23 protein-coding genes and 1 riboswitch (1 of these 24 running past the window's edge) are annotated in these 21,517 nt (G+C 62.0%); of the genes, 12 read left to right on the forward strand and 11 right to left on the reverse strand.

Going from position 1 to position 21,517, the window contains the following annotated elements:
* Position 1: 1 nt before the first annotated feature.
* Entirely contained in the window at positions 2 to 310 is a 309-nt protein-coding gene (locus ACEN84_RS26305; protein ID WP_130280883.1) for a hypothetical protein, read from the reverse strand.
* 370 nt (positions 311 to 680) lie between these two features.
* Between ACEN84_RS26305 and ACEN84_RS26310 the strand changes: the two genes are divergently transcribed.
* The 3 genes from ACEN84_RS26310 (at position 681) to ACEN84_RS26320 (ending at position 4,904) form a co-directional block, all read left to right on the forward strand.
* Positions 681 to 2,807, forward strand: coding sequence for a TonB-dependent siderophore receptor (locus tag ACEN84_RS26310; protein ID WP_413712238.1), 2,127 nt, complete (start codon positions 681 to 683; stop codon positions 2,805 to 2,807).
* Positions 2,807 to 4,030, forward strand: a complete 1,224-nt coding sequence (locus ACEN84_RS26315) for an MFS transporter (protein WP_413712239.1) — start codon at positions 2,807 to 2,809, stop codon at positions 4,028 to 4,030. The genes ACEN84_RS26310 and ACEN84_RS26315 overlap by 1 nt, the downstream gene beginning before the upstream one ends.
* A 76-nt stretch (positions 4,031 to 4,106) precedes the next feature.
* The gene (locus ACEN84_RS26320) at positions 4,107 to 4,904 is read left to right on the forward strand and encodes a PIG-L deacetylase family protein (protein WP_413712240.1); all 798 of its coding nucleotides are present in this window, start codon (positions 4,107 to 4,109) and stop codon (positions 4,902 to 4,904) included.
* On the opposite strand, the gene ACEN84_RS26325 is transcribed toward ACEN84_RS26320, so the two are convergent.
* The 6 genes from ACEN84_RS26325 to ACEN84_RS26350 form a co-directional block, all read right to left on the reverse strand.
* Positions 4,894 to 5,301, reverse strand: coding sequence for a response regulator (locus ACEN84_RS26325; RefSeq protein WP_112718538.1), 408 nt, complete (start codon positions 5,299 to 5,301; stop codon positions 4,894 to 4,896). The two genes, ACEN84_RS26320 and ACEN84_RS26325, sit on opposite strands and share 11 nt — an antisense overlap.
* 101 nt (positions 5,302 to 5,402) lie before the next feature.
* Positions 5,403 to 6,173, reverse strand: coding sequence for an SDR family NAD(P)-dependent oxidoreductase (locus ACEN84_RS26330; protein WP_112718536.1), 771 nt, complete (start codon positions 6,171 to 6,173; stop codon positions 5,403 to 5,405).
* A complete protein-coding gene (locus ACEN84_RS26335) occupies positions 6,170 to 7,165 on the reverse strand; it encodes an ABC transporter permease (protein WP_112718644.1) in 996 nt (331 codons plus the stop codon). The genes ACEN84_RS26330 and ACEN84_RS26335 overlap by 4 nt, the downstream gene beginning before the upstream one ends.
* A gap of 62 nt (positions 7,166 to 7,227) precedes the next feature.
* Positions 7,228 to 8,268, reverse strand: coding sequence for a sugar ABC transporter substrate-binding protein (locus ACEN84_RS26340; protein WP_413712241.1), 1,041 nt, complete (start codon positions 8,266 to 8,268; stop codon positions 7,228 to 7,230).
* A gap of 34 nt (positions 8,269 to 8,302) precedes the next feature.
* The gene (locus ACEN84_RS26345; protein ID WP_413712242.1) at positions 8,303 to 9,070 is read right to left on the reverse strand and encodes an ATP-binding cassette domain-containing protein; all 768 of its coding nucleotides are present in this window, start codon (positions 9,068 to 9,070) and stop codon (positions 8,303 to 8,305) included.
* Positions 9,067 to 10,206 (reverse strand): ROK family transcriptional regulator, encoded by a 1,140-nt coding sequence (locus tag ACEN84_RS26350; protein ID WP_413712243.1) that lies wholly within the window; start codon positions 10,204 to 10,206, stop codon positions 9,067 to 9,069. The genes ACEN84_RS26345 and ACEN84_RS26350 overlap by 4 nt, the downstream gene beginning before the upstream one ends.
* A gap of 207 nt (positions 10,207 to 10,413) precedes the next feature.
* Here ACEN84_RS26350 and ACEN84_RS26355 point away from each other — a divergent pair, with 207 nt between their 5' ends.
* Genes ACEN84_RS26355 through ACEN84_RS26365 form a run of 3 tightly spaced genes read left to right on the forward strand, consistent with a single transcriptional unit; the run spans position 10,414 to position 12,995 of the window.
* Positions 10,414 to 10,728 (forward strand): MocE family 2Fe-2S type ferredoxin, encoded by a 315-nt coding sequence (locus ACEN84_RS26355; protein ID WP_130280899.1) that lies wholly within the window; start codon positions 10,414 to 10,416, stop codon positions 10,726 to 10,728.
* A 5-nt stretch (positions 10,729 to 10,733) separates the two neighbouring features.
* A complete protein-coding gene (locus ACEN84_RS26360; protein WP_413712244.1) occupies positions 10,734 to 11,957 on the forward strand; it encodes an NAD(P)/FAD-dependent oxidoreductase in 1,224 nt (407 codons plus the stop codon).
* A gap of 33 nt (positions 11,958 to 11,990) precedes the next feature.
* On the forward strand, positions 11,991 to 12,995 hold the full coding sequence (locus ACEN84_RS26365) for a Gfo/Idh/MocA family oxidoreductase (RefSeq protein ID WP_413712245.1): 1,005 nt from the start codon (positions 11,991 to 11,993) through the stop codon (positions 12,993 to 12,995).
* Positions 12,996 to 13,007: 12 nt separating this feature from the next.
* Here the strand turns inward: ACEN84_RS26365 and ACEN84_RS26370 are convergent, their stop codons facing one another.
* Positions 13,008 to 13,835, reverse strand: a complete 828-nt coding sequence (locus ACEN84_RS26370; protein WP_413712246.1) for a sugar phosphate isomerase/epimerase family protein — start codon at positions 13,833 to 13,835, stop codon at positions 13,008 to 13,010.
* 23 nt (positions 13,836 to 13,858) lie between these two features.
* Positions 13,859 to 14,869, reverse strand: a complete 1,011-nt coding sequence (locus tag ACEN84_RS26375) for a LacI family DNA-binding transcriptional regulator (RefSeq protein WP_413712247.1) — start codon at positions 14,867 to 14,869, stop codon at positions 13,859 to 13,861.
* Between the two features lie 146 nt (positions 14,870 to 15,015).
* On the opposite strand from ACEN84_RS26375, the gene ACEN84_RS26380 reads away from it, so the two are divergent.
* Both ACEN84_RS26380 and ACEN84_RS26385 read left to right on the forward strand, forming a co-directional pair.
* Positions 15,016 to 16,050: a sterol desaturase family protein gene (locus ACEN84_RS26380; RefSeq protein WP_413712248.1), complete on the forward strand. Its 1,035-nt coding sequence runs from the start codon at positions 15,016 to 15,018 to the stop codon at positions 16,048 to 16,050.
* Between the two features lie 177 nt (positions 16,051 to 16,227).
* A complete protein-coding gene (locus ACEN84_RS26385) occupies positions 16,228 to 17,157 on the forward strand; it encodes a sugar ABC transporter substrate-binding protein (protein ID WP_199625867.1) in 930 nt (309 codons plus the stop codon).
* 71 nt (positions 17,158 to 17,228) lie between these two features.
* Here ACEN84_RS26385 and ACEN84_RS26390 read toward each other — a convergent pair whose 3' ends face one another.
* Together ACEN84_RS26390 and ACEN84_RS26395 are read right to left on the reverse strand one after the other, a co-directional pair.
* Positions 17,229 to 17,474 (reverse strand): hypothetical protein, encoded by a 246-nt coding sequence (locus tag ACEN84_RS26390; protein ID WP_112718516.1) that lies wholly within the window; start codon positions 17,472 to 17,474, stop codon positions 17,229 to 17,231.
* A 160-nt stretch (positions 17,475 to 17,634) separates the two neighbouring features.
* Positions 17,635 to 18,264, reverse strand: a complete 630-nt coding sequence (locus ACEN84_RS26395; protein ID WP_199625869.1) for an outer membrane beta-barrel protein — start codon at positions 18,262 to 18,264, stop codon at positions 17,635 to 17,637.
* A 150-nt stretch (positions 18,265 to 18,414) separates the two neighbouring features.
* Positions 18,415 to 18,517, forward strand: a riboswitch (TPP riboswitch).
* Positions 18,518 to 18,626: 109 nt separating this feature from the next.
* Here ACEN84_RS26395 and ACEN84_RS26400 point away from each other — a divergent pair.
* From ACEN84_RS26400 to minD, 4 genes are all read left to right on the forward strand, one after another.
* Positions 18,627 to 19,367, forward strand: coding sequence for an ABC transporter permease (locus tag ACEN84_RS26400; protein WP_413712249.1), 741 nt, complete (start codon positions 18,627 to 18,629; stop codon positions 19,365 to 19,367).
* A gap of 31 nt (positions 19,368 to 19,398) precedes the next feature.
* Positions 19,399 to 20,337, forward strand: coding sequence for an ABC transporter substrate-binding protein (locus ACEN84_RS26405; protein ID WP_413712250.1), 939 nt, complete (start codon positions 19,399 to 19,401; stop codon positions 20,335 to 20,337).
* 131 nt (positions 20,338 to 20,468) lie between these two features.
* On the forward strand, positions 20,469 to 21,221 hold the full coding sequence (gene minC, locus ACEN84_RS26410; protein WP_413712495.1) for a septum site-determining protein MinC: 753 nt from the start codon (positions 20,469 to 20,471) through the stop codon (positions 21,219 to 21,221).
* A 33-nt stretch (positions 21,222 to 21,254) separates the two neighbouring features.
* Positions 21,255 to 21,517, forward strand: partial view of a septum site-determining protein MinD gene (gene minD / locus ACEN84_RS26415; RefSeq protein ID WP_112718510.1) — the 5' end (the start) only. It continues 553 nt past the right edge of the window; only the first 263 of its 816 coding nucleotides appear in the window; its start codon is at positions 21,255 to 21,257; its stop codon lies beyond the right edge, outside the window.

Here is a 21,517-nt window from a genome sequence, read left to right on the forward strand (position 1 = left end):
ATCAGGCCTCGGCGTCGCCGCGTTCACCCTGGAAGATCTGCGTCAGGGCCGCGCAATTGGGATCGCTGGTGTCGAAGAGTGTTGTCGGCGAGGTCCAGCCGGTGGCGATGCCGATTGCCGTGCCGGTTGCCCATACAGGCTCTTCGCCGGCGCGCTGCAGCAGGCGCGGGCCGTGGGTCGCAACGCATTGCTGCGATTGCTGCAGAGCCTGAACCGGAAGATTGGCGGCATCGACGCGCTCGCGGATTTCAGCGTGCAGCGGATCGACGACGAACAGGGCAAAAAGCCAGGCGGCGATTTCGGAGATCAAGGTGGTGCTCCCTTGGCGTCGGCGCGAATGTCGGAAATGGTCCGACATCGCGAAAGTGCCGAAGCTTTCGCCAGAGGGGCCCGGACCAGCGGGTCACGCGCTCATTTGGGGATCGCGGCGCCGGTTTCAAGTGCTGGTAGCAGCCAAAATGATGCGTCGCTGAGAGGCTGGAGTGGGCTCAGCGCATCGCTTCAGCCTCGTCCAGGCGAACTGATATCCTTTTAAATTCAGATCAATAGCACACCACGGTTGCAGTTTTTGCCCTTGAGACCTTGCGCCTCGCCTTTGGCTTTTGCTAGCTACGCATAAAGTTGATTCTAAGACTCATGTTTTTGAATCCTTTTCCGGCGATGAGTGTGGGGGCGTAGAGATGTCATTGAAACTTAAAAAACTGCAGCTGCTTTCGGCTGCTGCATTGCTTGCGGTCGCGGCTGCCGATACCGCCTGGGGACAATCTGCAGAGCAGGAGAAACCGGCCTCCGGTGATGGCGCGACGAACCTAGCGCCGATCGTTGTCGAAGGGCGCGATCAGGGCGTTGCAAAGATCGTCGAGACAGATGGCTACGTGCCGAAATCCGGACGCACGGCGATGAAGACCGATACGCCAGTTGCCGAGACTGCCCAGTCCGTCTCGGTCATCAGCCGCAAGCAGCTCGACGACCGCCTTCCGCAGAATGTTGGCGAGGCCGTAAGCTATACGCCCGGTGTCCGCGCCGGCCAGTATGGCGCCGAGCCACGTTACGACGCCTTCAAGATCCGCGGCATAGACCTCACCTATACCGGCATCTTCCGCGATGGCCTGCGCCAGATCAGCAGCCCGAACGGGCTCTTCCGCATCGAGCCTTATGGCGTCGAGGCATTGACGGTCCTGCGTGGACCGGCTGCATCCATCTACGGCGCCAGCAGCTCCGGCGGTATCGTCGATATCATCTCGAAGCGCCCGACGGAGGAGCAGTTGCGGGAAATCGAACTGCAATATGGTTCCTACGGCCGCGTTCAGGCCGCTTTCGATCTTTCCGGACCGGTGACCGATGACGGTGTCTTCCTCTACCGGCTGACCGGCGTCGCCCGCGATGCCCGCAACGAGATCGAGGCCATCAAGGACGACAGGCTGATGATCGCGCCTGCCTTCACCTGGCAGCCGGACGAAGGAACCAAGCTGACCATTCTTGGCGAATATATGGATTCCACCACCGGCGGCACCTGGGGCTACATCAACAACTACGACAGTTCAGGGTCGTCGATCGGGGCAACGCCTGTTTACGGCGGTGATGAGCGGTTCAACGATTTCACGCAAAAGCAGTGGCGCGTCGGCTACGAATTCGAGCACGAGCTGACCGAAGGCCTGACGCTGCATCACAAGCTGCGCTATTCCGATCTCTCCGCCCGTCAGGAATGGGTTTTCGCCGACTATCCCGGGATCGGGTACGAGGACAATCACGGTCTCGCGGCGGACACCTATCTCGAAGGCGATTTCAGCACCGGCGCTGCCCAGCACAAGCTGATCGCCGGTGTCGACTACAGCTTCATGACATATGATGCCCGCCAGGGCTCCGGGCCTGATCTCTTCACGGATACCTACACCTATGTGCCGGCGCTGACCTATTTCGAAAAGCAGAAGCAGAACTCGATCGGCATCTACCTGCAGGATCAGATCGAGATCGGCAGTTGGCGGATCGCGGCGGGACTTCGCCACGACTGGCACCGGAGCGAATACACGCCCGGCGGCGTCGACTACGTGCGCAACGACAGCGAGACGACAGGGCGCGCATCGATCGGCTATGTGACGCCCTGGAACGTCATGCCTTACATCAGCTACGGCACCTCCTATGTCGCAAATCCGGGCGTCGTGCTGACCAGCGGCGGTGTCGGCCACCAGGCAAATCCGACGCTCGGCGAGCAATATGAAATCGGGCTGAAGTACCAGATACCGGATCAGAACGTGCTGATCTCTGCGGCCTATTTCAACATCGACCAGAAGAACGCCTCGGTCTACGAGACCTCGTCGGGCGTCAATCTCCTGCGCCAGCTCGACCTGCGCTCGCGCGGCTTCGAGCTCGAAGTCACGGCGTCGCTGGATAACGGCCTCAGCTTCACCGGCGGCTACTCCTATAACGACGTCGAGATCACCAAGCTGACGCCCGAGACGGTCGGCAATCAGCTCAATTCCTCGCCCTATCACATGGCCTCGCTCTGGGCGGATTACGAGGTTCAGAGCGGTCCTCTCGAGGGGCTGGGTGTCGGCGCCGGCGTTCGCTATGTCGGCTCGAGCTTCGGCGACAACAAGCATACGCCGGTCTTGAACAACGGTGCCCGCACCTTCGTCGATGCAGCACTTCGTTATGATCTCGGCAAGCTCAACCCGTCGATGGAAGGCGTCAAGCTGCAGGTCAACGCGACCAACCTTCTCGATCAGGTGGATCAGGTCTGCACCACGGGCTTTTGCTACTACGACGAAGGCCGCAAGATCGTCGGTAGCGTGAGGTACCGGTTCTGATGTCCGCCAGCGAAGCCTCACCCGCAGCGTTCCCGTCGCCGGTCGCCATCTTCGTCGCTATCGGCGGCGTCTACGTGGCCCAAAGCGTCATCGGCGGGCTGACCATGCTCGGCCTTCCCGCCGTGCTGAGACAACAGGGATTGCCGCTCGACCAGATCGGCCTCCTTTATCTGACCGTGCTTCCCTGGGCGGTGAAATTCCTGTGGTCGCCGCATATCGAGCGGTTCCGCCTGCCGGCCATTGGCCGCAACCGTTCGAACGTCATCGTCATGAGCGGCAATCTCCTTTGCGTTGCCGGTATCGTCGCGGTCGGCATCCTGCAGCCCGCGGTGCTGCTGCCGGTGATCCTGACGCTCGCCTTCGTCGCGCTGGTGGCTTCGACGGTCGACATCGCCTGTGATGGCTATGCTGTCGAAAACCTCGCCAAGCGGCATCACGGCTGGGGCAATGCGGCACAGGTTGGCGGCTCCTACCTCGGCTCGGCGATCGGCGGCGGGCTGTTCCTGGTGCTGGTGGACAAGATCGGCTGGCAATATGCCTGCTTCATCATGGCCGGTGCGATCCTGGCGCTCAGCCTGCCGTTTTCGCTTGGCCCTGCGGCAAACGAAGGCGAGCGGCAGCGCAGCCATACGCCCTCACTTGCCGCAACCATCAGGCGGCCCGAGATCCGCCGCGGAATGATTGCGACGGCGCTCTTCGTTGCTGCCCAGAAATGGGGGCTCTCGATGCTCGGGCCGTTCCTGATCGACCAGGGCTTCGATCTCGCCACCATCGGCCTGCTCAATGGCGCGGGAAGCATGTTTGTCGGCCTTGCTGGCGCGCTTGCGGGCGGAGCGCTGGTGCGCATGTTCGGGACGCGGGCGGTACTTGCGGGATCGCTCGCCGTCCAGGCGCTCCTGCTTGCCGGTCTGCTCTATGCCGGTCTCGGCGGCGGGATGCCGCGATCCGCGACGCTTGCCATCGCCATTGCCAGCTCCTCAGGCATCATGTCGATTGGCTTTGTTGCCCTCTATGCCCAGTTCATGGACTGGTCGGATCCGCGCCAGGCCGGCGTCGATTTCACGGTCTTCCAGTGCATGGATGGGATCGTCAGCATTGTAGGAGGCCTCGGTGCGGGATGGCTTGCCGAGCGTCTCGGCTATGAGAGCCTGTTTGGTGGCGCTGCCGTGCTCTGCATTGCCGCCATCGTCCCGATCTTTCGGCTGCTGCGGAGAGTTGGCTAAAGCGGCGCTGGTATCTTTGGCAGGGTCGTATATCCATGGGAGCAGACGATGAAACCTGCATCCACGGACGCCCGCAATGCTCACAAAGCTCACCAAGGACGATCGCATCCTGATCCTTTCGCCGCATCTCGATGATGCGGTGCTCAGCTGCGGTGGTCTCATGGACACAGCGGTGAGGGATGGCATCACCGTCGTCGCAGCGACGATCTTCACCGCCGATACCGATATCGGCGGTGAGCCGTCGCCGCTGGTTCGTGAACTCCACGAGTGGTGGGGTCTGGGCGCCAATCCATACGAGGTGCGCCGCAGGGAGGATATCGCCTCGATCGGTTATCTCGGCGCGGATCACATCCATGGTGGCCTGTCGGATTCGATCTATCGCCGCGGCCCGGATGGTGCGTCCCTCTATGCTACGCGCCAGGCGGTCTTTTCGCCTCCCGTCGCCGATGATCCCGCATGGGACGAGGTGCGGGCGCTTCTTGGGCAATGGCTTGCGGGGATAAGGCCGACCATCGTTCTCTGCCCGATGGCGGTCGGGCGGCACCTCGATCATGTGGTGACGACGGAGACGTTCCGCGGCATTCACGACGCGTCGGATGCGGAAGTCTATTTCTACGAGGATATTCCCTATTCGGCCGGTTTCTTCCCGCCGAATTATCCGGACAATGTGCCTGCCGCATTGGAGCGGACGAAGTGGACGATCGACGGGCCTGTCGATATCGCCGTCGATTTCGAGCGGAAGTTTGCGGCGATCCTGAAATATGAATCCCAGATCGCCGAAATCTTCCCCGGCCTCGATGCGCGGGAAGAACTCCTGAAATATATGGGTGACGGCTCCGGCTACAGGGAGCGGTACTGGCGCGTCAGGCGCTGAGCACTGTCCGGGGCGGCGTCAGGCCGCCGTTGGAGCGCGCGTCCTGTTTTCGGGTTCGCGCTGCCAGCGCGTCCATCAGCGCTGCCTTCACCTTGTCGAGATGATGCGGCTTGGTCACGACGTTGACTGCGCCCTCGAAGTCGGCGACCAGTTCCGGATTGCCGGTCATGAAGACGACTTCGATGCCGTATTGATCGATCAGCGTGCGGGCGATCTGCGGGCCGGTCGGCCCGTCGGCGAGCTGGACATCGACGAGGGCGATATCGGCCCGCCGTGCCAGTGCTATGGCTTCGATTTCCGTTCTTGCGAGCCCTGCGACTTCAAAGCCGTTGTCGAGCACCATGCTTTCGAGATCCCAAGCGATGATGCCCTCGTCCTCAACTATCAGTACTTTCATATCACTTCCAACTGCTGCCCCTGCGAGCGGAATTAGAGATGGGGGCTGGAAGGTCAATAGCGCTGGTTAAGAGTTTGGTAACGAGGGCGTGATGAGCCGCCTCACGACGGCTGCAGTTTAAAATCGCTTCCCTCGGGCAACAGCTGCCCGCCATCGACAACGATGGTCGTGCCGGTGATGTAGCTCGCATCGTCGGATGCGAGGAACAGGAAGGCATTGGCCACATCGCGCGGGCTGCCGAGCCGGCCGAGCGGGATCGCATCCTCCATGTTCTTGATGAAGGCCGGGCCGCGGTGAAGCTGCATGGCCTCGGTCATGATATTGCCCGGCTCCACGCCATTGACGGTGATGCCATAGGAGGAGAACTCGAGGGCCGCTGCGCGGATGAAACCGTTGATCCCCGCCTTGGTCGCCGAGTAATGCCCATGGCCCGGGCTCGTCACATGCGGGCCGGTGATCGACGAGGTGAAGAGGATACGGCCATAGCCCTGCTTCTTCATCGGATCGAGGGCTGCGCGTGCCGCATTGAAGGAGCCGCGCAGGTTGACCGCGATCACATTGTCCCAATCTTCGGGGCTGGTGTCCTCGATCAGTTGCCAGGGATAGACCCCGGCATTCTGGACGATGATATCGAGCCTGCCATAGGTCTCGACCGCGAATGCGACGACGGCCTTCGCATCTTCCATCTTGGAAATGTCGGTCTTGAAGAAGGCGACGCCGAGGTCTGCGGCGGCGGCGCGGCCGCCTTCCTCTTCGTAGTCGGCGAGAACGATCGTCGCGCCTTCTTCCTGAAAGCGCTTGGCGGTTGCTTTGCCGATGCCGCGGGCAGCGCCGATGACGATTGCGATTTTTCCGTCCAGTCTTCCGGTCATGCGAGCCTCTGACGCAGTTTTTGCTTGAAGGTATCGAGAAGGACCGCCGCCAGCACCAGGAAGCCGTGGATCACCTGGGTGAAATTGGCAGGCAGGCCCATGAGATTGATCGCCGTATTGATCGACGACAGGAGAAGTACGCCGGCATAGACGCCGGGAAGCGCACCAACGCCGCCCTTCAGGCTGACGCCGCCGATGACGACGGCCGCGAAGGCGTTGAAGAGCAGGCCGACGCCGAGATTGGCAGTGGCGCCCGAGGTGCGGATGGCCAGCAGCCAGCCGGCGAGCCCGGCGATCGCACCGGCCATCACGAAGGCGATGATCAGGTTGCGTTGCACCGGAATGCCAGCGCGGAAGGTTGCCGTCTCGTTGCCGCCGATCATCGTCAGATGCCGGCCGAACGGGGTTTTCGCCATCATCACCGAAAACACGATGAAGCAGGCGATTGCGATCCAGGCCGTCAGCGGCAGGCCGATGAGGCGCTGGATGCCGAACCAACGGATGGCGGGCGCCAGATCCTGGGCCGAGCGGCCGCCGGAGACGGCGAGCACGATGCCGCGTACCCAGATGTAGGAGGCAAGCGTGATGATGAAGGCATTCATCTTCACCTTGACGATCAGGAAGCCGTTGAGCAGTCCGATCAGCCCGCCGACGGCCAGCGCGATCAGCAGCGAGACAGGCACCATCAGCCATTCGGGGCTGAGCGTGAAGCCCATGCCGATACCGGCCGAGCAGAACAGGATGCCGACGGCCATTGCCGAAAGGGCGGCGACCGATTCCACCGAGAGGTCCATGTGACCGGCGATGATGACCAGCGCCAGGCCGATCGACATGACGCCGAGAACGCTGGAAGCCTCGATGATATTGGCGAAGATGCCGAGCTGGAAATAGTTCGGGACGAGCGCCGAAAAGACGGCGAGCACGAAGATGAGCATGAACCAGACGAGATTGTCGAGGACGAGCTCAAAGAATTGACGCGTGCGAGGTGTCATACGGCCGCTCCGGTTGTCTTTGAGGGAGCCCGGGCCTTGAAGCCCGGGCGCTGGAATGTCGCTCATTCGACGGATTTCACCTGAGCGGTCGGCGCTTTCTGGTTGCCCCAGAAGGCCGGGTCGTCGACATTCTCCTTGGTGATCGCGGCACCGGGGATCTTGATGTTCGGACCCCATGCCTCCTTGGTGACGACGCCCTTCAGGCCGAGCACGTCATATTCGCCGGGCTTGATCTCTTCCTTCTTGGCGATCTTGTCCATGAACATGGCAACGGCTGCGGCCTGGGCATAAAGCGGCTGCTCGACTTCGACATTCAGCCAGCCCTTGCGGATCAGGTCGAGACCGACAGGAGCACCGTTCGAGCTCATCAGCATGACGTTGCCGGGCTTCTTGCCGGCCGCTTCAAGCGAAGCGACGGCGGCGACCGAGAGATGCGCGGCATGGCTGAAGATCAGGTCGATATCAGGATTGGCGAGCATCTGGTCGGAAACGATCGTTCCGGCATTGCTGGCTTCCCACTGCATGGCGGGCACCGAGATGATCTTCACATCGGGGAAGGCCTTCATCTTCTCTTCGAAGCCCTTCTGGATGTCGAGCGTGTAGGGATCGCCGGGGTCGCCGAGAACCTGGAGAACCTTGCCCTTCACATCGCCATTCTTCGCCTTCAGGAGCTTTTCCGCCTGTTCGGCGGCGACGTAACCGATCTCGATCGTTCCGGCGACGGAGGTGAAATCGGATGGCGTCGAGGTGATCTGGCGATCGAATTCGACGACCGGGATACCGGCTGCACGGGCGGCCTCGATCGAGGGTTTCAGCGCGTTGAAATCGACGGCGGCAAGGATGATCGCCGCGGGTTTCAGCGCGATGACGTCGTTCATCTGCGATTGCTGCGCATCCGTCTTGTTGTCGGCGTTCAGCGTCTTCATTTCATAGCCGGTCTGCTTGAGAAACATCTCGAGCGCGCTGACCGAGCCGGTCTGGAATTCGTCAAGCAGCGTCGGGACGAGGTAATAGACGGTGCCTTTCGACTGCGCGAAGGCAGTCGTCATCAATGACAGGCCGAGCGCCAGAACGGTCAGCGCGGCTAAGACTATTCGCTTCATGTCGTTCTCTCCTTTTGCGCCGGACCCTCAGTTTTTATGACCCCACCGGTCCGGCACCGGCGAGGTTTTGTCCGGTGATCATGCCGATCACCGCGTCTGCATTTGTCTTCGATGTCTCGACATCGCCCGCGACGACGCCCTGGCGGATCACCACGATGCGGTCGGCCACCTGGAAGGCCTGCTGCATGATGTGGGTGATGATGACGACGCCGATGCCCTGGTTGGCGACGTGGCGGATCATCTCCAGGCCGCGCCGCGTCTGCTCGACGCCGAGCGCGGCAAAGGGTTCGTCGAGCAGCACCAGCTTGCCGCCCCAATGGACGAAGCGGTTGAGCTCGATCGCCTGACGCTGGCCGCCCGAGAGATGCTCGACCTTGGTACGCAGCGAGGGAATGCGGGTGCCGGCATTGGCAAGCGCATCGCCGACCACCTTTTCCATGGCGCGCTCGTCGAGGAAGGGGATGCCGAGCACCTTGCGGGTGATCTCGCGGCCCATGAAGAAATTGGCGACGACATCGACATTGGTTGCAAGCGACAGGTCCTGATAGACGGTCTCGACACCCGCCGCCTTTGCCTCGGCCGGAGTTTTCGCCACGTAGTCACGGCCTTCGAAGATCATCCGTCCCGAGCTCGGCTCCAGCCCGCCGGAAATGATCTTCACCAGCGTCGACTTGCCCGCGCCGTTATCGCCGAGCAGCGCCACGACCTCGCCCTTGCCGATCGAGAAGCTGACGCCCTTCAGCGCTTCGATGGCGCCGAAATTCTTGCGGATATTGTCGAGCACCAGCAGCGGTTCGCTCATGCGGCGATCCCTTTCTCGTCAGGGGTGGAAAACATCTGGCCGAAACGCGGCGAGAGCAGGCTGGAGACTGCAAGGGCAGCCGCACCGCGCAGCACCGAGTTCTGGCAGTCGCTCGCCATCACAAGCCGCGGGTGGCTGCGGCCCTCGCGCACGGCAACCGAGTTCGGCAGGCCCACTGAAGCGACCAGCTTTTCGATGAGTTCCGGCGGGGCTAGCCCGCCAAGCACGATCGTCTGCGGATCGAGCAGGTTCTCGATGGTGCGGATGGCATTGTGGAAGATCGGGCGGATTTCCTCGGCCCACATCTGCTGCGACAGGCCACGGCGATTGAAGGCGTCGAGCGAGAGATAGCGCTCGAGGCAGCCGTGGTTGCCACAGGGGCAGGGCTCGCCATCGGGAACAGCTGGGATATGGCCGATTTCACCGGCATTGCCCCAGCCGCCGCGCATCACCGCGCCGTCATGAACCATGGCACCGCCAAGGCCGACGCCGAAATAGAGGTAGTAGTAATTCGAGAGCTCAGCGCCCAGGCCGTAGAGCTGTTCGCCAAGGGCGGCACAGGCCATGTCGGTATCGATGAAGGCGGGCAGGCCGGAAGCCTCGCCGAGCCGCTCCTTGAGCGGCACATCCTTCCAGCCCGTCATCGTCGTCGGGCCGATGAAGCTCATGGATTCGACGCCGAAAGGACCGGGCAGCGCCATGCCGGCGCTCAGGATCCGTTTCGTCTCGCCGGTACCGCGCAGTTCGGCAACGAGTTCGCCGATCAGCCGGAAGGCGAGGTCGGGGGCGACGTTCGGGGCGGTGCGATGGGCGCTCTGGACGATATTGCCGCTGAGATCGACGAGTGCGGCATCGATGCCGAGCGGCGTCAGATGGATGCCGGCGACATAACCGCCTTCAGGGTTGATCCTGAGCACCGACGGGGGAATGCCGCGCCCTTTCGGCTCTTCACGGACGGAGAGGATGTAGCCCTGTTCTTCGAGCTCGCGGACGATGGTGGAAACGGTCTGCACCGTCAGGCCGACGCGCTTGGCGATCTCGGCGCGTGTGACCGGGCCGTTCAGCCGGATCGCCTCGAGGACGATACGCCGGTTGTACGGACGGCCTGATTCCTGATTGGTACCGCGCAACGTCATGTCACTGCCCCCAAGAACACGATCAGCTTCGCACCGAGTTTTTATTTAGTCAAACGGTTTTCAGAAATAATGTTGACGGTCGCCCAAGCTTGGTCCTGCGCTGTCAGGCGCCGATGCGATTGATGGAATTTGATCAAGAATTATCCCGCCAAGTCAGGCGCTCTCGCCTAGTTTCCGATCAAACGCCATGAACTTCGGGAGGATGGGATGAGCAACTGGATCAAGGCCTGCGAGATCGACGATGTCGAGAATGAGGATGTGATCCGTTTTGATCACGCCGGCAGGACATTCGCGGTCTATCGCAGCCCCGATGACAAGTTCTTTGCGACCGACGGCATGTGCACGCATGAGAAGGTGCATCTGGCTGACGGGCTGGTCATGGACAACATCGTCGAATGTCCGAAGCATAACGGCCGCTTCGACTATCGCACCGGCGAGGCCCGTGGCGCCCCCGTCTGCGTCAACCTCAGGACCTACCCCGTGAAGGTCGAGGATGGCGCGGTCTATCTCGGTCTGGAGTGATGCCGATGGCCGATTTCGTCATCATAGGGGCCGGGCAGTGTGGGGCGCGGGCCGCCATGGCGCTGCGCGAGCAAGGCTTTGATGGAAGCATCACGCTTGTCGGCGAAGAGCCGCATCTGCCCTACGAGCGCCCGCGGCTTTCCAAGCAGCATATGCTGGTGTCAGAGGGCGCATTGCCACCCTTCATTGCCGAAGGCGCTGCCTTTGCCGAGCGGGGGATAGCAGTTGTCACCGATGACGCGGCGGTCCGGATCGATCGCGACAGCAGGACGGTCCGTTTGGCGAGCGGCCGCACGCTCCAATATGACAAATTGCTGCTCGCAACCGGTGCCTCACCCCGGCGGCTGCCGGCTGCCGAAGGTCTGGAACATGTCTTCTATCTCCGCACCCATGACGAAGCGGCGCGTCTTTCCGGGCGACTGTCGCTAGGCAGCCATCTTGCCATTATCGGCGCCGGTTTCATTGGTCTCGAACTTGCCGCTTCGGCACGAAAGCGCGGCCTTGAGGTGACCGTCATCGAGGCGCTGCCGCGCATCCTGATGCGGGCCGTGCCGGAGGCGATTGCCGAGAAAGTCCAGGCGCTGCATGAGGCAAACGGTATCAGCATTCTTCGCGGATTCGGGATCGAGCGCCTCACAGGCAGTAGCGACGGCGTCAGCCTGACATTGGCTGACGGGACTGTGGTGAACGCCGATATGCTCGTCGTCGGTATCGGCGCCCAGCCGCGCGTCGAGCTCGCGGCGCAGGCAGGGCTTACGATCGAAAACGGCATTGCCGTCGATCAGACACTACAGACGTCTGATCCTGCCATCTTCGCTGCCGGCGACTGCTGCTCCTTCCCCTATGACGGGCGGCGGATCCGGCTCGAAGCCTGGCGCAATGCGCAGGATCAGGGCGCCCATGCGGCGGCAAGCATGCTCGGCGACGCCGGGCCCTATGAAGCCGTGCCATGGTTCTGGTCGGATCAGTTCGATTACACGCTGCAGATCGCGGGGCTTGCGGATAAGGCAGTGTCAGCAGTGCGCCGCAATATCGGCGAGGACGCCTTCATTCTCTTCCATCTTGCCGAAAACGGCCGTCTCGTCTCGGCGAGCGGCTGGGGTCCGGGCAACAGGATCGCCAAGGACATCCGGCTCGCCGAGATGCTGATCGCCAAACATGCGACACCCGACGCAAGCGAACTGACTTCGCCTGCAGTGAACTTGAAATCCCTGCTGCCACGCGGCTAGGGTTGGATCTGCGAAATTCTGGGAGGAAATTCAATGGCAGAGATCAGGATCGGCATTATCGGCACAGGCGTGATGGGCAGCGACCATGCCGCAATCCTTGCCGAGGGTGTCGCCAATGCAAGGCTCGTCGCCGTGCAGGATTTCAGCCGCGAGCGGGCGATTTCCGTCGCCGGGCAGCTTGGCGTGCGGGTGATCGCAGAAGCCGATGCGCTGATCGCCGATCCCGAGATCGACGCCGTCATGGTCTGCTCGCCCGATGAGACGCATGCGGCGCTGGCATTGAAAGCAATTGCCGCCGGCAAGCCGGTTCTCGTCGAAAAGCCGCTCGCCTCAAGCCTTCCGGAAGCCGAAGAGATCATCCGCGCCGAGGAGAAAGCCGGCCGCCGCCTGGTGCAGGTCGGCTTCATGCGCCGCTTCGACCCTGGTTATCGCGAGATGAAGCAGGCGCTGAACACGGGCGAGTTCGGCCGCGCCCTGTTTCTCCATTGCATTCACCGCAATGCGGTTGCGCCAGATTACCTGACCTCGGATCTCGTCATCGCAAATTCCGCCGGCCACGAATTCGACATCGCCCGCTTCCTGCTCGACGAGGAAATCGTCTCGGCCTACGTCGCAAGCCCTCCGGCGACGCGCAATGCGCCGAACCGCCAGCCGCAATTCATCCTGCTGCAAACCGCTTCGGGCGTCGTCGTCGACATCGAGATCTTTACCGACGCGCAATATGGCTATGATGTCCGCGCCGAGCTCGTCTGCGAGGACGGGACGGTGGCGCTCGATCCGTCGCCCCATACGTCTCTGCGCGTGAAAGGCAACGATGGCTTCCGCACGCCCGCCGACTGGCGCCCGCGTTTCCGCCAGGCCTATCGCGCGCAGTTGGAGGCATGGACGGCGGGTATCCTGAGCGGAACGCCGACCGGGGCTAGCGCCTTTGATGGCTTCATGGCGATGCAGGTCACCAAGGCCTGCCTGCAAGCCTGGAAATCGGGGGAGCGGGTTGCCGTGGCTCAGCACGAAAAACCCGCGCTCTACCGCGTTTGATCTGCTGATCCTTCAGAGCCGCGACCAGAGCGCTCTGATCTCGTCTTTCAGGAACAGGGCTTCATGCCAGCGATCGGTGCTGTCTTCGCCATCGCGCCCGGTGATCGCATAGGGTTTCGGGCCGAGCTCGCAGGTGAAGGCGAGCACCTCATCCGGTCCGGCACGTCCCCTCCAGCTGAGGAAGCCATACTCCCACCAGGTCATGAAGAGATCGAGCCAGGGCTTGTGATGCGGGAAGGAGATCTCGATCTGCACCTGCTCGCGGGAGGCGACGCGGCCGTGGAAGGCCCAGGAACTGTCGAGAATGCGGTTGATCAGCGCGTGGTTCTCATCGGAAACCGGCCAGGCGAATTCGCGGCCGACCAGGAAATGCGAGAGGTCACCGAGAAGCTTCAGATCCGGCAGGCGGTCCATCAGGTCGAGGGTGAAGAAGAGATCCGTCGTCATCCGGTCGCGATGCGTCTCGATGAAGACAGGGATGCGCGCCTCTTCGGCCAGACGATGCCAGCCTTCGAGCAGCGGCAGGCAATCCTCGATCCGGCGCAACCGGACATCCGGCTGCAGGCAGAGATGGGCAACACCGAACTCCGCCGCATTCTCCAGCGCCGGCTTCAAGTCGTCGATCGTCTTCGGAAAGCACTGACCCTCCGCCTTCAGGCTATGCTCTTTCAACAGGCTGGCGAGGTTCTGCACATAGTCGCGATCGTACCAGTGGGCGCTGACACCATCGAAGCCCGCCTCCGCGATCAGGCGGATATTTTCCTCCAGCGATCGCTCCGGTTCTCTCGCGCTTCGAAGCTCCATCGCCCAGAGCGACTGGAAGACGTTGAGGGTCTGCATGGCCTACCTCCCGGGTATGGTGTTCAAAGATTCTGCGCGCTGACGGTCATGAACCGCACGGGATCGGTGATGACCTCGGTGCGGATGATGTCGAGCTTGCGCAGGATGAGATCGACCGAGCGGCGCGCCTGCACTTCGGGCGCCTGGTCGAGACAGATGTCGAGAAGGCCGTTTTCGAGATAGCGCTTCTTCTTTTCGGTCAGCTCGTGGCCGACCCAGAAGATATCCCGCTGCTTCGCCCATTGCTGCAGGACGATCGCAACGCCCTCGTCACCGCCGCCGGCCGAATAGACGCCGATGATCTCGGGGTCGCGCCTGAGCGCTTCTCCCAGCAGCTCGGCGCATTGCAGATCGTCGTCGCGGCCCATCATCACCAGCGAGAGCGCGTGGCCTTCGGAGCCGCGCTCGGCCATATAGTCGGAAAATCCCTGGATGCGCTGGCGGTGGTTCGAGTAGGAGCCGCTATGGCAGATGGCAGCGAAATGACCGGGACGTGCGGCCAGCATGCCCGACATATAATAGGCGGCACTGCGGCCAGCCGCATAATTGTCGATGCCGAGATAGGGGACTTCCGCGTCGTCGCACCGGGTCACGACCTGGGCGACCTCGACGCCTGAGGCACGCACCTGGCGTAGCGCCTCGATCACCTTCGGATGATCCTGCGAACAGATGATTAGCCCCGAGCGACGAAAGCTCGGATTGGCGATGTGGTGCGCCATGCCGATCGGATCGCTTTCCTTGATGAAGGTGCGGTGCAGGATCACGGCGCGGTCGAGCGAAGCGGAGATGCGCTCGAAAGCCTGGTTCAGCCGGGCAAAGAACGACGTCTCTGGCCTGACAAGAATGACCTCGATGCGGATTGCGCCACGATGGGTCTCGGTCGAACGCTCGCCATAGCCGAGCTTCTTGGCGGCGCGGATGACCTTCTCGGCGGTCTTTTCGGTGACGCCGCCGCGGCCGTTGATGACCCGCTCGACGGTGGCGATCCCCAGTCGTGCCTCCCGGGCGACATCCTGCAGCGTCGTCTTTTTCATCAAAACCTCCCCCAAACTCGCCTGGACAGTCAAGCATTCCAGCCTCTCGGGCGAAATACCGCAATTGATCAAAACACATCAAAACAGCGATGGGAATTGGCCCTGCGGCTGCGGTAATTTTTGCCTCACGAGTTGGAGGATTTCAGATGGACGACACACTATACGGCAAACGCAACAAACGCGGCGACTGGGCGCCGTTCAAGCTCATCCAGTATCCGCCTGTGTTCATCTGGCCGGTCCAGCCGCTGCGTTTCCTGAAATGGCTGTTTGGCTATCCGGGCTATCTGATGCCCTGGAACGTCCTTTACGCGGTGATCGGCACCCTGCTCTGGCTCTACGCCACGCCGTCGCTGGAGACGGCAAAGACCTTCTCGATCGGCTGGATCGCCTATCTGCTCATCCGCAATGCGGCGATCGTGCTGGTCTTCTTCGGCGCCTTCCATCTGCGCCTCTACATGCAGAAGAAGCAGGGCACGAGCTTCAAGTTCAACGCAAAATGGCCCTCTGTCGGCAACGATGCTTTCCTGTTCGGCAACCAGACGGTCGACAACGTCATTTGGACCTTTGCCAGTGCCGTTCCGATCTGGACCGCCTTCGAGGTGCTGACGCTCTGGGCTTTTGCCAACGGCATCATTCCCTATGTGTCCTTCGCCGAGCACCCGGTCTATTGCGCCGTCGTGATGTTCTTTATTCCGACTTTCCGCGACCTGCACTTCTATCTGGTGCACCGCCTCATCCACTGGCCGCCGCTCTATCATGCCGTCCACAAGCTGCATCATAACAACGTCAATCCCGGCCCCTGGTCCGGTCTCGCCATGCACCCGATCGAGCACCTTCTCTATTTCTCCGGTGTGCTGATCCACTGGATCGTCCCGTCCAACCCAGTGCACGCGATCTTCCACCTGGCACATGCGGGCCTTGCCCCGGCACCCGGCCACGCGGGCTTCGACAAGATCGTCGTCGGCGAGGAGAGCGCCATCGATACCCACAGCTACGACCACTATCTCCATCACAAGTATTTCGAGTGCAATTATGCCGATGGCGTCATCCCGCTCGACAAGTGGTTCGGCACTTTTCACGACGGCTCGCCCGAAGCCCAGGAGCGCATGGACAAGCGCTTCATGGAGCAGGCAAGGCGCCGCGCCGAAAAGAAGGCGCGCGGCGAGCAGCAGGCGAGCTGACTGATTTCCCAAGCGAGCGACCGAGAAAGGCCCGGCTTCAGAGCCGGGCCTTTTTTGCTATGCGGATGCCCTGCAAATGAGGCGTTTTCATCAAATTATCGGCGGACCGCACGGCCTTCCCCGGCTAACGTTTTCCTGCGGCCGCCTGGCGCCGCCTTATCTCTGGGAGGAGAGAACATGCTGAAATTGCTGACCACCAGCGCCGTTGCGCTGGTGCTTGCGTCGCAGGCGCACGCCGCCGACCGTATCGGTGTTTCGATGGGCACGCTGTCGAATAACTTTCAGACGCTGATCGTCAACGGCATGGAAGACTACGCCAAGTCGATCGGCGTGGAGCTGCAGATCGAAGATGCGACGACCGACGTCAACAAGCAGCTCGATCAGGTGAAGAATTTTGCCGCCGGCGGCGTCTCCGCCATCATCGTTGACCCCGTCGATTCAGATGGCACGCCCGCTCTCAGCAAGGTTGCCGAAGATGCCGGCATCCCGCTCATCTATGTCAACGTTCAACCGACCGACCTCAACACGCTCGGCAAGCAGCAGGCCTTCGTCGGCTCCAACGAAACCGAATCCGGTACGCTGCAGACCAAGGAGGTGTGTCGCATGCTCGGTGGCAAGGGCAATGTCGTCATCATGATCGGCGATCTCACCAGCCAGGCGGCACGCCAGCGCACGCAGGACGTCCACGATGTCGTCAAGACGCCGGAATGCAGCGGCATCAACGTCGCCCAGGAGCAGGTCGGCAACTGGAGCCGCGTCAACGGCGCCGATCTGGTTTCCAACTGGCTGACATCGGGCGTCGAATTCGATGCCATCATCGCCAATAATGACGAGATGGCGCTTGGCGCGATTTCGGCGCTGAAGGCCGCCGGCGCCTCGACCGACAAGATCATCGTCTCAGGCATCGACGCGACGCCCGAGGCGCTGCAGGCGATGAAGACAGGCGATCTCAAGGTCACCGTGTTTCAGGATGCCAAGGGCCAGGGCAAGGGATCGATCGATGCCGCGATGAAGGCGATCAAGGGCGAGAAGCTCGACCGCGAGGTCTGGATCCCCTTCCAGCTCGTCACCCAGAAGAACATGGCGGATTTCGAACACCTGAACTAAGGCGCGGCCTGCCCTCACAGGCGGCGTCAGGGCGGCCACGATGCGCTCAGGCCATCGTGGCCATTCGCATGTCAGGCGGCGGGCAGGGGCTCGCTGATGACGACAAAATTGGCGCAGCTATGCTCGACATTGGCAATGCGGATACGCAATTCGCGCCGCGAGGTCAGCAGAAACAGGAAGACCTTCTTGGCCCGCTGCGCTCTGCGCAGCACTTCCTCGCCGCCGAAAAGCAGGCCATCGCGCTCTCCGAGCTCGAAGGCGACATGCTCACTATAGTTCTCGTCCGTGATGGTGATTGTTCCGAGACCCGACAGCATGTGAGCATTCCTCATGATGGGAATGACTTTTGTCGAAGTCCTAAATTAGTGCAACACGGTGTTCCGGTTTTCCACGAGATGTTGGAAAGCGTACCGGCGATCATAGAAAAGGGCACGCTGAATGAAGGCGTGCCCTTACATTGGAGAGAACGAGTGGCGCCTAGAACTTGACGCCGACGCCGATCATGATGGTGTTCTGGTTCAGGTCGAAATCGCCGCCAGCCGCGCCGAAATTGCCGCTGCCGTAATCGGTGTAGCGATATTCGCCGCGGGCAAAGATATTCTGGGTGAAGGCGTAATCGATGCCGGCCCCGATCGTCCAGCCGTTCAGCGTATCCGATTCGTCGGGCCCGACATCCGGATTGGCCTCGGCCCGGGCGATCGCCCAGCCGGCGGTGCCGTAGATCAGCGCATTGTCGAAGGCATAGCCGACGCGGGCGCGAACCGAGCCCTGCCAGGTCGTCTCGACCGAGCCAAAGGCTACATCCTCTTTGTTCCAGTTGTGCAGGACGTCACCTTCGACACCGACAACCCAGTTGTTGTCGAACTGATAGTTATAGCCGCCGAAGACGCCGAGAATGCCGCCATTGGCATCGACATCCGATGCCCCGGAAGGATCGAAGGTGTTCCAGCTATAGCCACCCTCGGCGCCGATATAGGGGCCGGACCAGGTGAAGACAGGTGTTATCGCTTCGGGCTCGACAGGGGCGGGCGGCGGCGTCAGGTCCGCGGCCTGAGCGGAAATGCCGGCAAGTGAGGCAGCCAGCGCGGTGAGAATAACGAATTTCATATTCGGTCTCCCTAATGCTTAAGGGTCAAGTAGGGTGCCTGATCCAAAAGTCTCTAATTAATTTTGTAGCTGAGACCCCGGAATACAAGACTGGCGACCGGCCTGCGACAGATGCGCCATTGACTTCAGGCCGGGAAAACGACAGGTTCCGCCCATTCCGAGGGGAGCATCTGACGATGCTGAGATGGCGGTGAGCCGGACCCTTGAACCTGATCCGGGTCATGCCGGCGTAGGAACGGAACAAGATACCGGCGGTATCTCCCCTTCTTCTTCGCTTTGCCTGGATCTCCAATTCTGTCTGGAGATCGCTTCGTCATGTCTGTCTTTCCGTTCCCGCATCCGGCCCGCGCGAAGGCCTAGCGATGCGTCCGCTCAACGCCCTCGGCGGCGTGGCCCTGCTTATCGCTCTCTGGCAGGCGGTCATCTGGGTCTTCGCGCCCGCGCATTTCATTCTGCCGTCGCCTGCCGACGTCGTCGCCGTCTTCGGCAGGCAGCCGCTCTTCCTGCTTGAGCAGAGCCTGACGACGGCGCTCGAAATCGTCCTCGGCCTGCTCTGCGGCGCCATATCGGGCGCTGCCGTCGCCTTCGCGCTCGCCGCCTTTCCGGCTGCCGCCACGCTCGTCTGGCCGATGGTACTGATCCTGCAGGCTTTCCCTGTCTTCGTGCTGGCGCCGATCCTGGTTATCTGGCTCGGTTTCGGCATCGCCTCGAAGATCGCCATGGCGACGATCATCATCTTCTTTCCCGTCGCCTCCGCCTTTGCCGACGGGCTGCGCCGCACCGAGCGGGATATTCTCGATGCCGTGTCGCTGACCGAGGCCAGCCATTGGCAGACGCTGATGCGGATCCGCCTGCCGCTCGCCCTGCCGTCCCTCGTCTCCGGCCTCAGGATCGCTGCACCCCTCGCGCCACTCGGCGCCGTGATCGGCGAATGGGTCGGCGCGTCCTCCGGCCTCGGCTTCGTCATGGTCCAGGCCAATGCCCGCATGCAGACGGACATGGTCTTTGCCGCCATGGCCGTGCTCGCCGCCATGACCGTCATCTGCCGCGTCGCCGTCGACAGGCTCACCTCCGGCTGGACCCCATGGGCAACCACGAACTGACTTCTTCTTCCCGCATAATCATGGAGCAAACATGCTGCGTCTGATATCCGCCACTCTCCTTGCGATCGCGACCCTCGCGTCGCCCTCCTTCGCCAACGACAAGCTGACGGTCATGCTCGAATGGTTCGTCAATCCGGACCACGCGCCGATGGTGATCGCTCAAGAGAAGGGCCTGTTCGCCGCGGCTGGTCTCGACGTCACCCTCATTCCGCCTGCCGATCCCTCCGCGGTGCCGCGTCTCGTCGCTGCCAAGCAGGCCGATATCGGCATCCACTACCAGCCCAATCTCTATCTCGATCATGAAGCCGGATTGCCGATCGTCCGCATCGGCACGCTGGTCGAAACGCCGCTGAATACGGTGACCGTGCTGGCCGACGGGCCGATCAAGAGCCTCGCCGATCTGAAGGGCAAGAAGGTCGGCTTCTCCGTCACCGGCTTCGAGGATGCGATGCTGAAGCGGATGCTCGAAAATGCCGGTCTCAAGAAGGACGATGTCGAGCTCGTCAACGTCAACTTCTCGCTCTCGCCGTCGCTGATCGCGGGCAAGGTCGATGCGACCGTCGGCGGTTTCCGCAATTTCGAGCTGACACAGATGAAGCTCGAGGGTCATGAGGGCATGGCCTTCTACCCGGAAGAAAACGGCGTGCCGCCCTATGACGAACTGATCTTCATCGCCCATCGCGATTCGGCCGCCGATTCGCGGCTGCCGCGCTTCCTCGGTGCGATCGAACAGGCCTCCGTCTTCATCACCAACCACCCCGATGATGCCTGGCAGATGTTCATCAAGGCCTATCCTGATCTCAATGACGAGCTGAACCGCAAGGCCTTCTTCGACACGCTGCCGCGCTTCGCCAAGCGCCCCGCCGCTCTCGATACCGGCCGCTACGAGCGCTTCGGCGCCTTCATGCAGCAGATGGGACTGGTCAAGACGGCGCCCAAGGTCGAGGACCTCGCCGTCGAGATAAAGTAGCCTGTGGCGCGTCTGCCACGGCCCTTTGCAAAGCCCCCCGGCCGTTAACCGAATGTAGCGGCCGGGAGCCCCGCGTTAACTATTTGTTAACCACGAAGCAGCTACACCGAAGCAATCAAAAATTAACCAAGATTGCTAATGTGTTAACCGACGCACGCTCCATCCGTATCAAAGGCCGTTCGTTCCTGGCGGTCGTTTTGACGCCCGATCTGCCCTTCGAGGAGTGGCTGGTCCGGCTCGACGATCTGGCCTCGCGCTCGGCAGGATTCTTCCTGGGGCGTCCCGTGGTTCTCGACGTTTCGGACCTGCAGGCGGACCGGGCGCTGCTGAAATCGATGATTGCGGCTCTCGCCGAGCGCAATGTGCGGATCATGGGGATCGAAGGCGCGCGTCCCTCGCAGCTTGACGCGACGATGCCTCCGGGCATGACGGGCGGCCGCCCGGCGCCGGATGTCGAGGTGACGGAAACGGCGCCTGCGCCTGCAAAGGGTTCCGCACCGAAGGCTGAAGAGCCGGTGCAGGTCGTGGCACCGCAGGTGATCACCCGCGCACCGCTCTCCTCGATAGTACTGCACGAGCCGGTGCGCTCCGGCCAGTCGATCATCTTCCCGGAAGGCGATGTGACGATCATCGGTTCGGTCGCCTCGGGCGCCGAAGTGATCGCCGGCGGTTCCATTCATATTTACGGCGCGCTGCGCGGCCGGGCGCTTGCGGGTTCCGTCGGCAATGCATCGGCGCGCATATTCTGCCGCAAGCTCGAAGCCGAGCTTCTGGCGATCGACGGCATTTACAAGACCGCGGACGATCTGCCCGCGGACCTGCGCGGCCACTCCGCGCAGCTTTGGCTCGAAAACGACGCGATCATGGCATCGCGGCTCATTTAACAGACGAATTGGTTCAGGAGCAGGAGAGGGGATATGGGTAAGGTCATAGTTGTTACCTCGGGTAAGGGTGGCGTTGGCAAGACGACCTCCACCGCGGCACTCGGCGCAGCACTCGCGCAGCGCAACGAGAAGGTTGTCGTCGTCGATTTCGACGTCGGTCTGCGCAATCTCGATCTGGTCATGGGCGCCGAGCGCCGGGTCGTCTACGATCTGGTCAACGTCATCCAGGGTGATGCCAAGCTGCCGCAGGCGCTGATCCGCGACAAGCGGCTCGAGACGCTGTTCCTGCTGCCGGC

This window comes from Rhizobium sp. Rhizsp82 (genome assembly GCF_047325115.1).
Classification (GTDB): Bacteria; Pseudomonadota; Alphaproteobacteria; order Rhizobiales; family Rhizobiaceae; genus Rhizobium.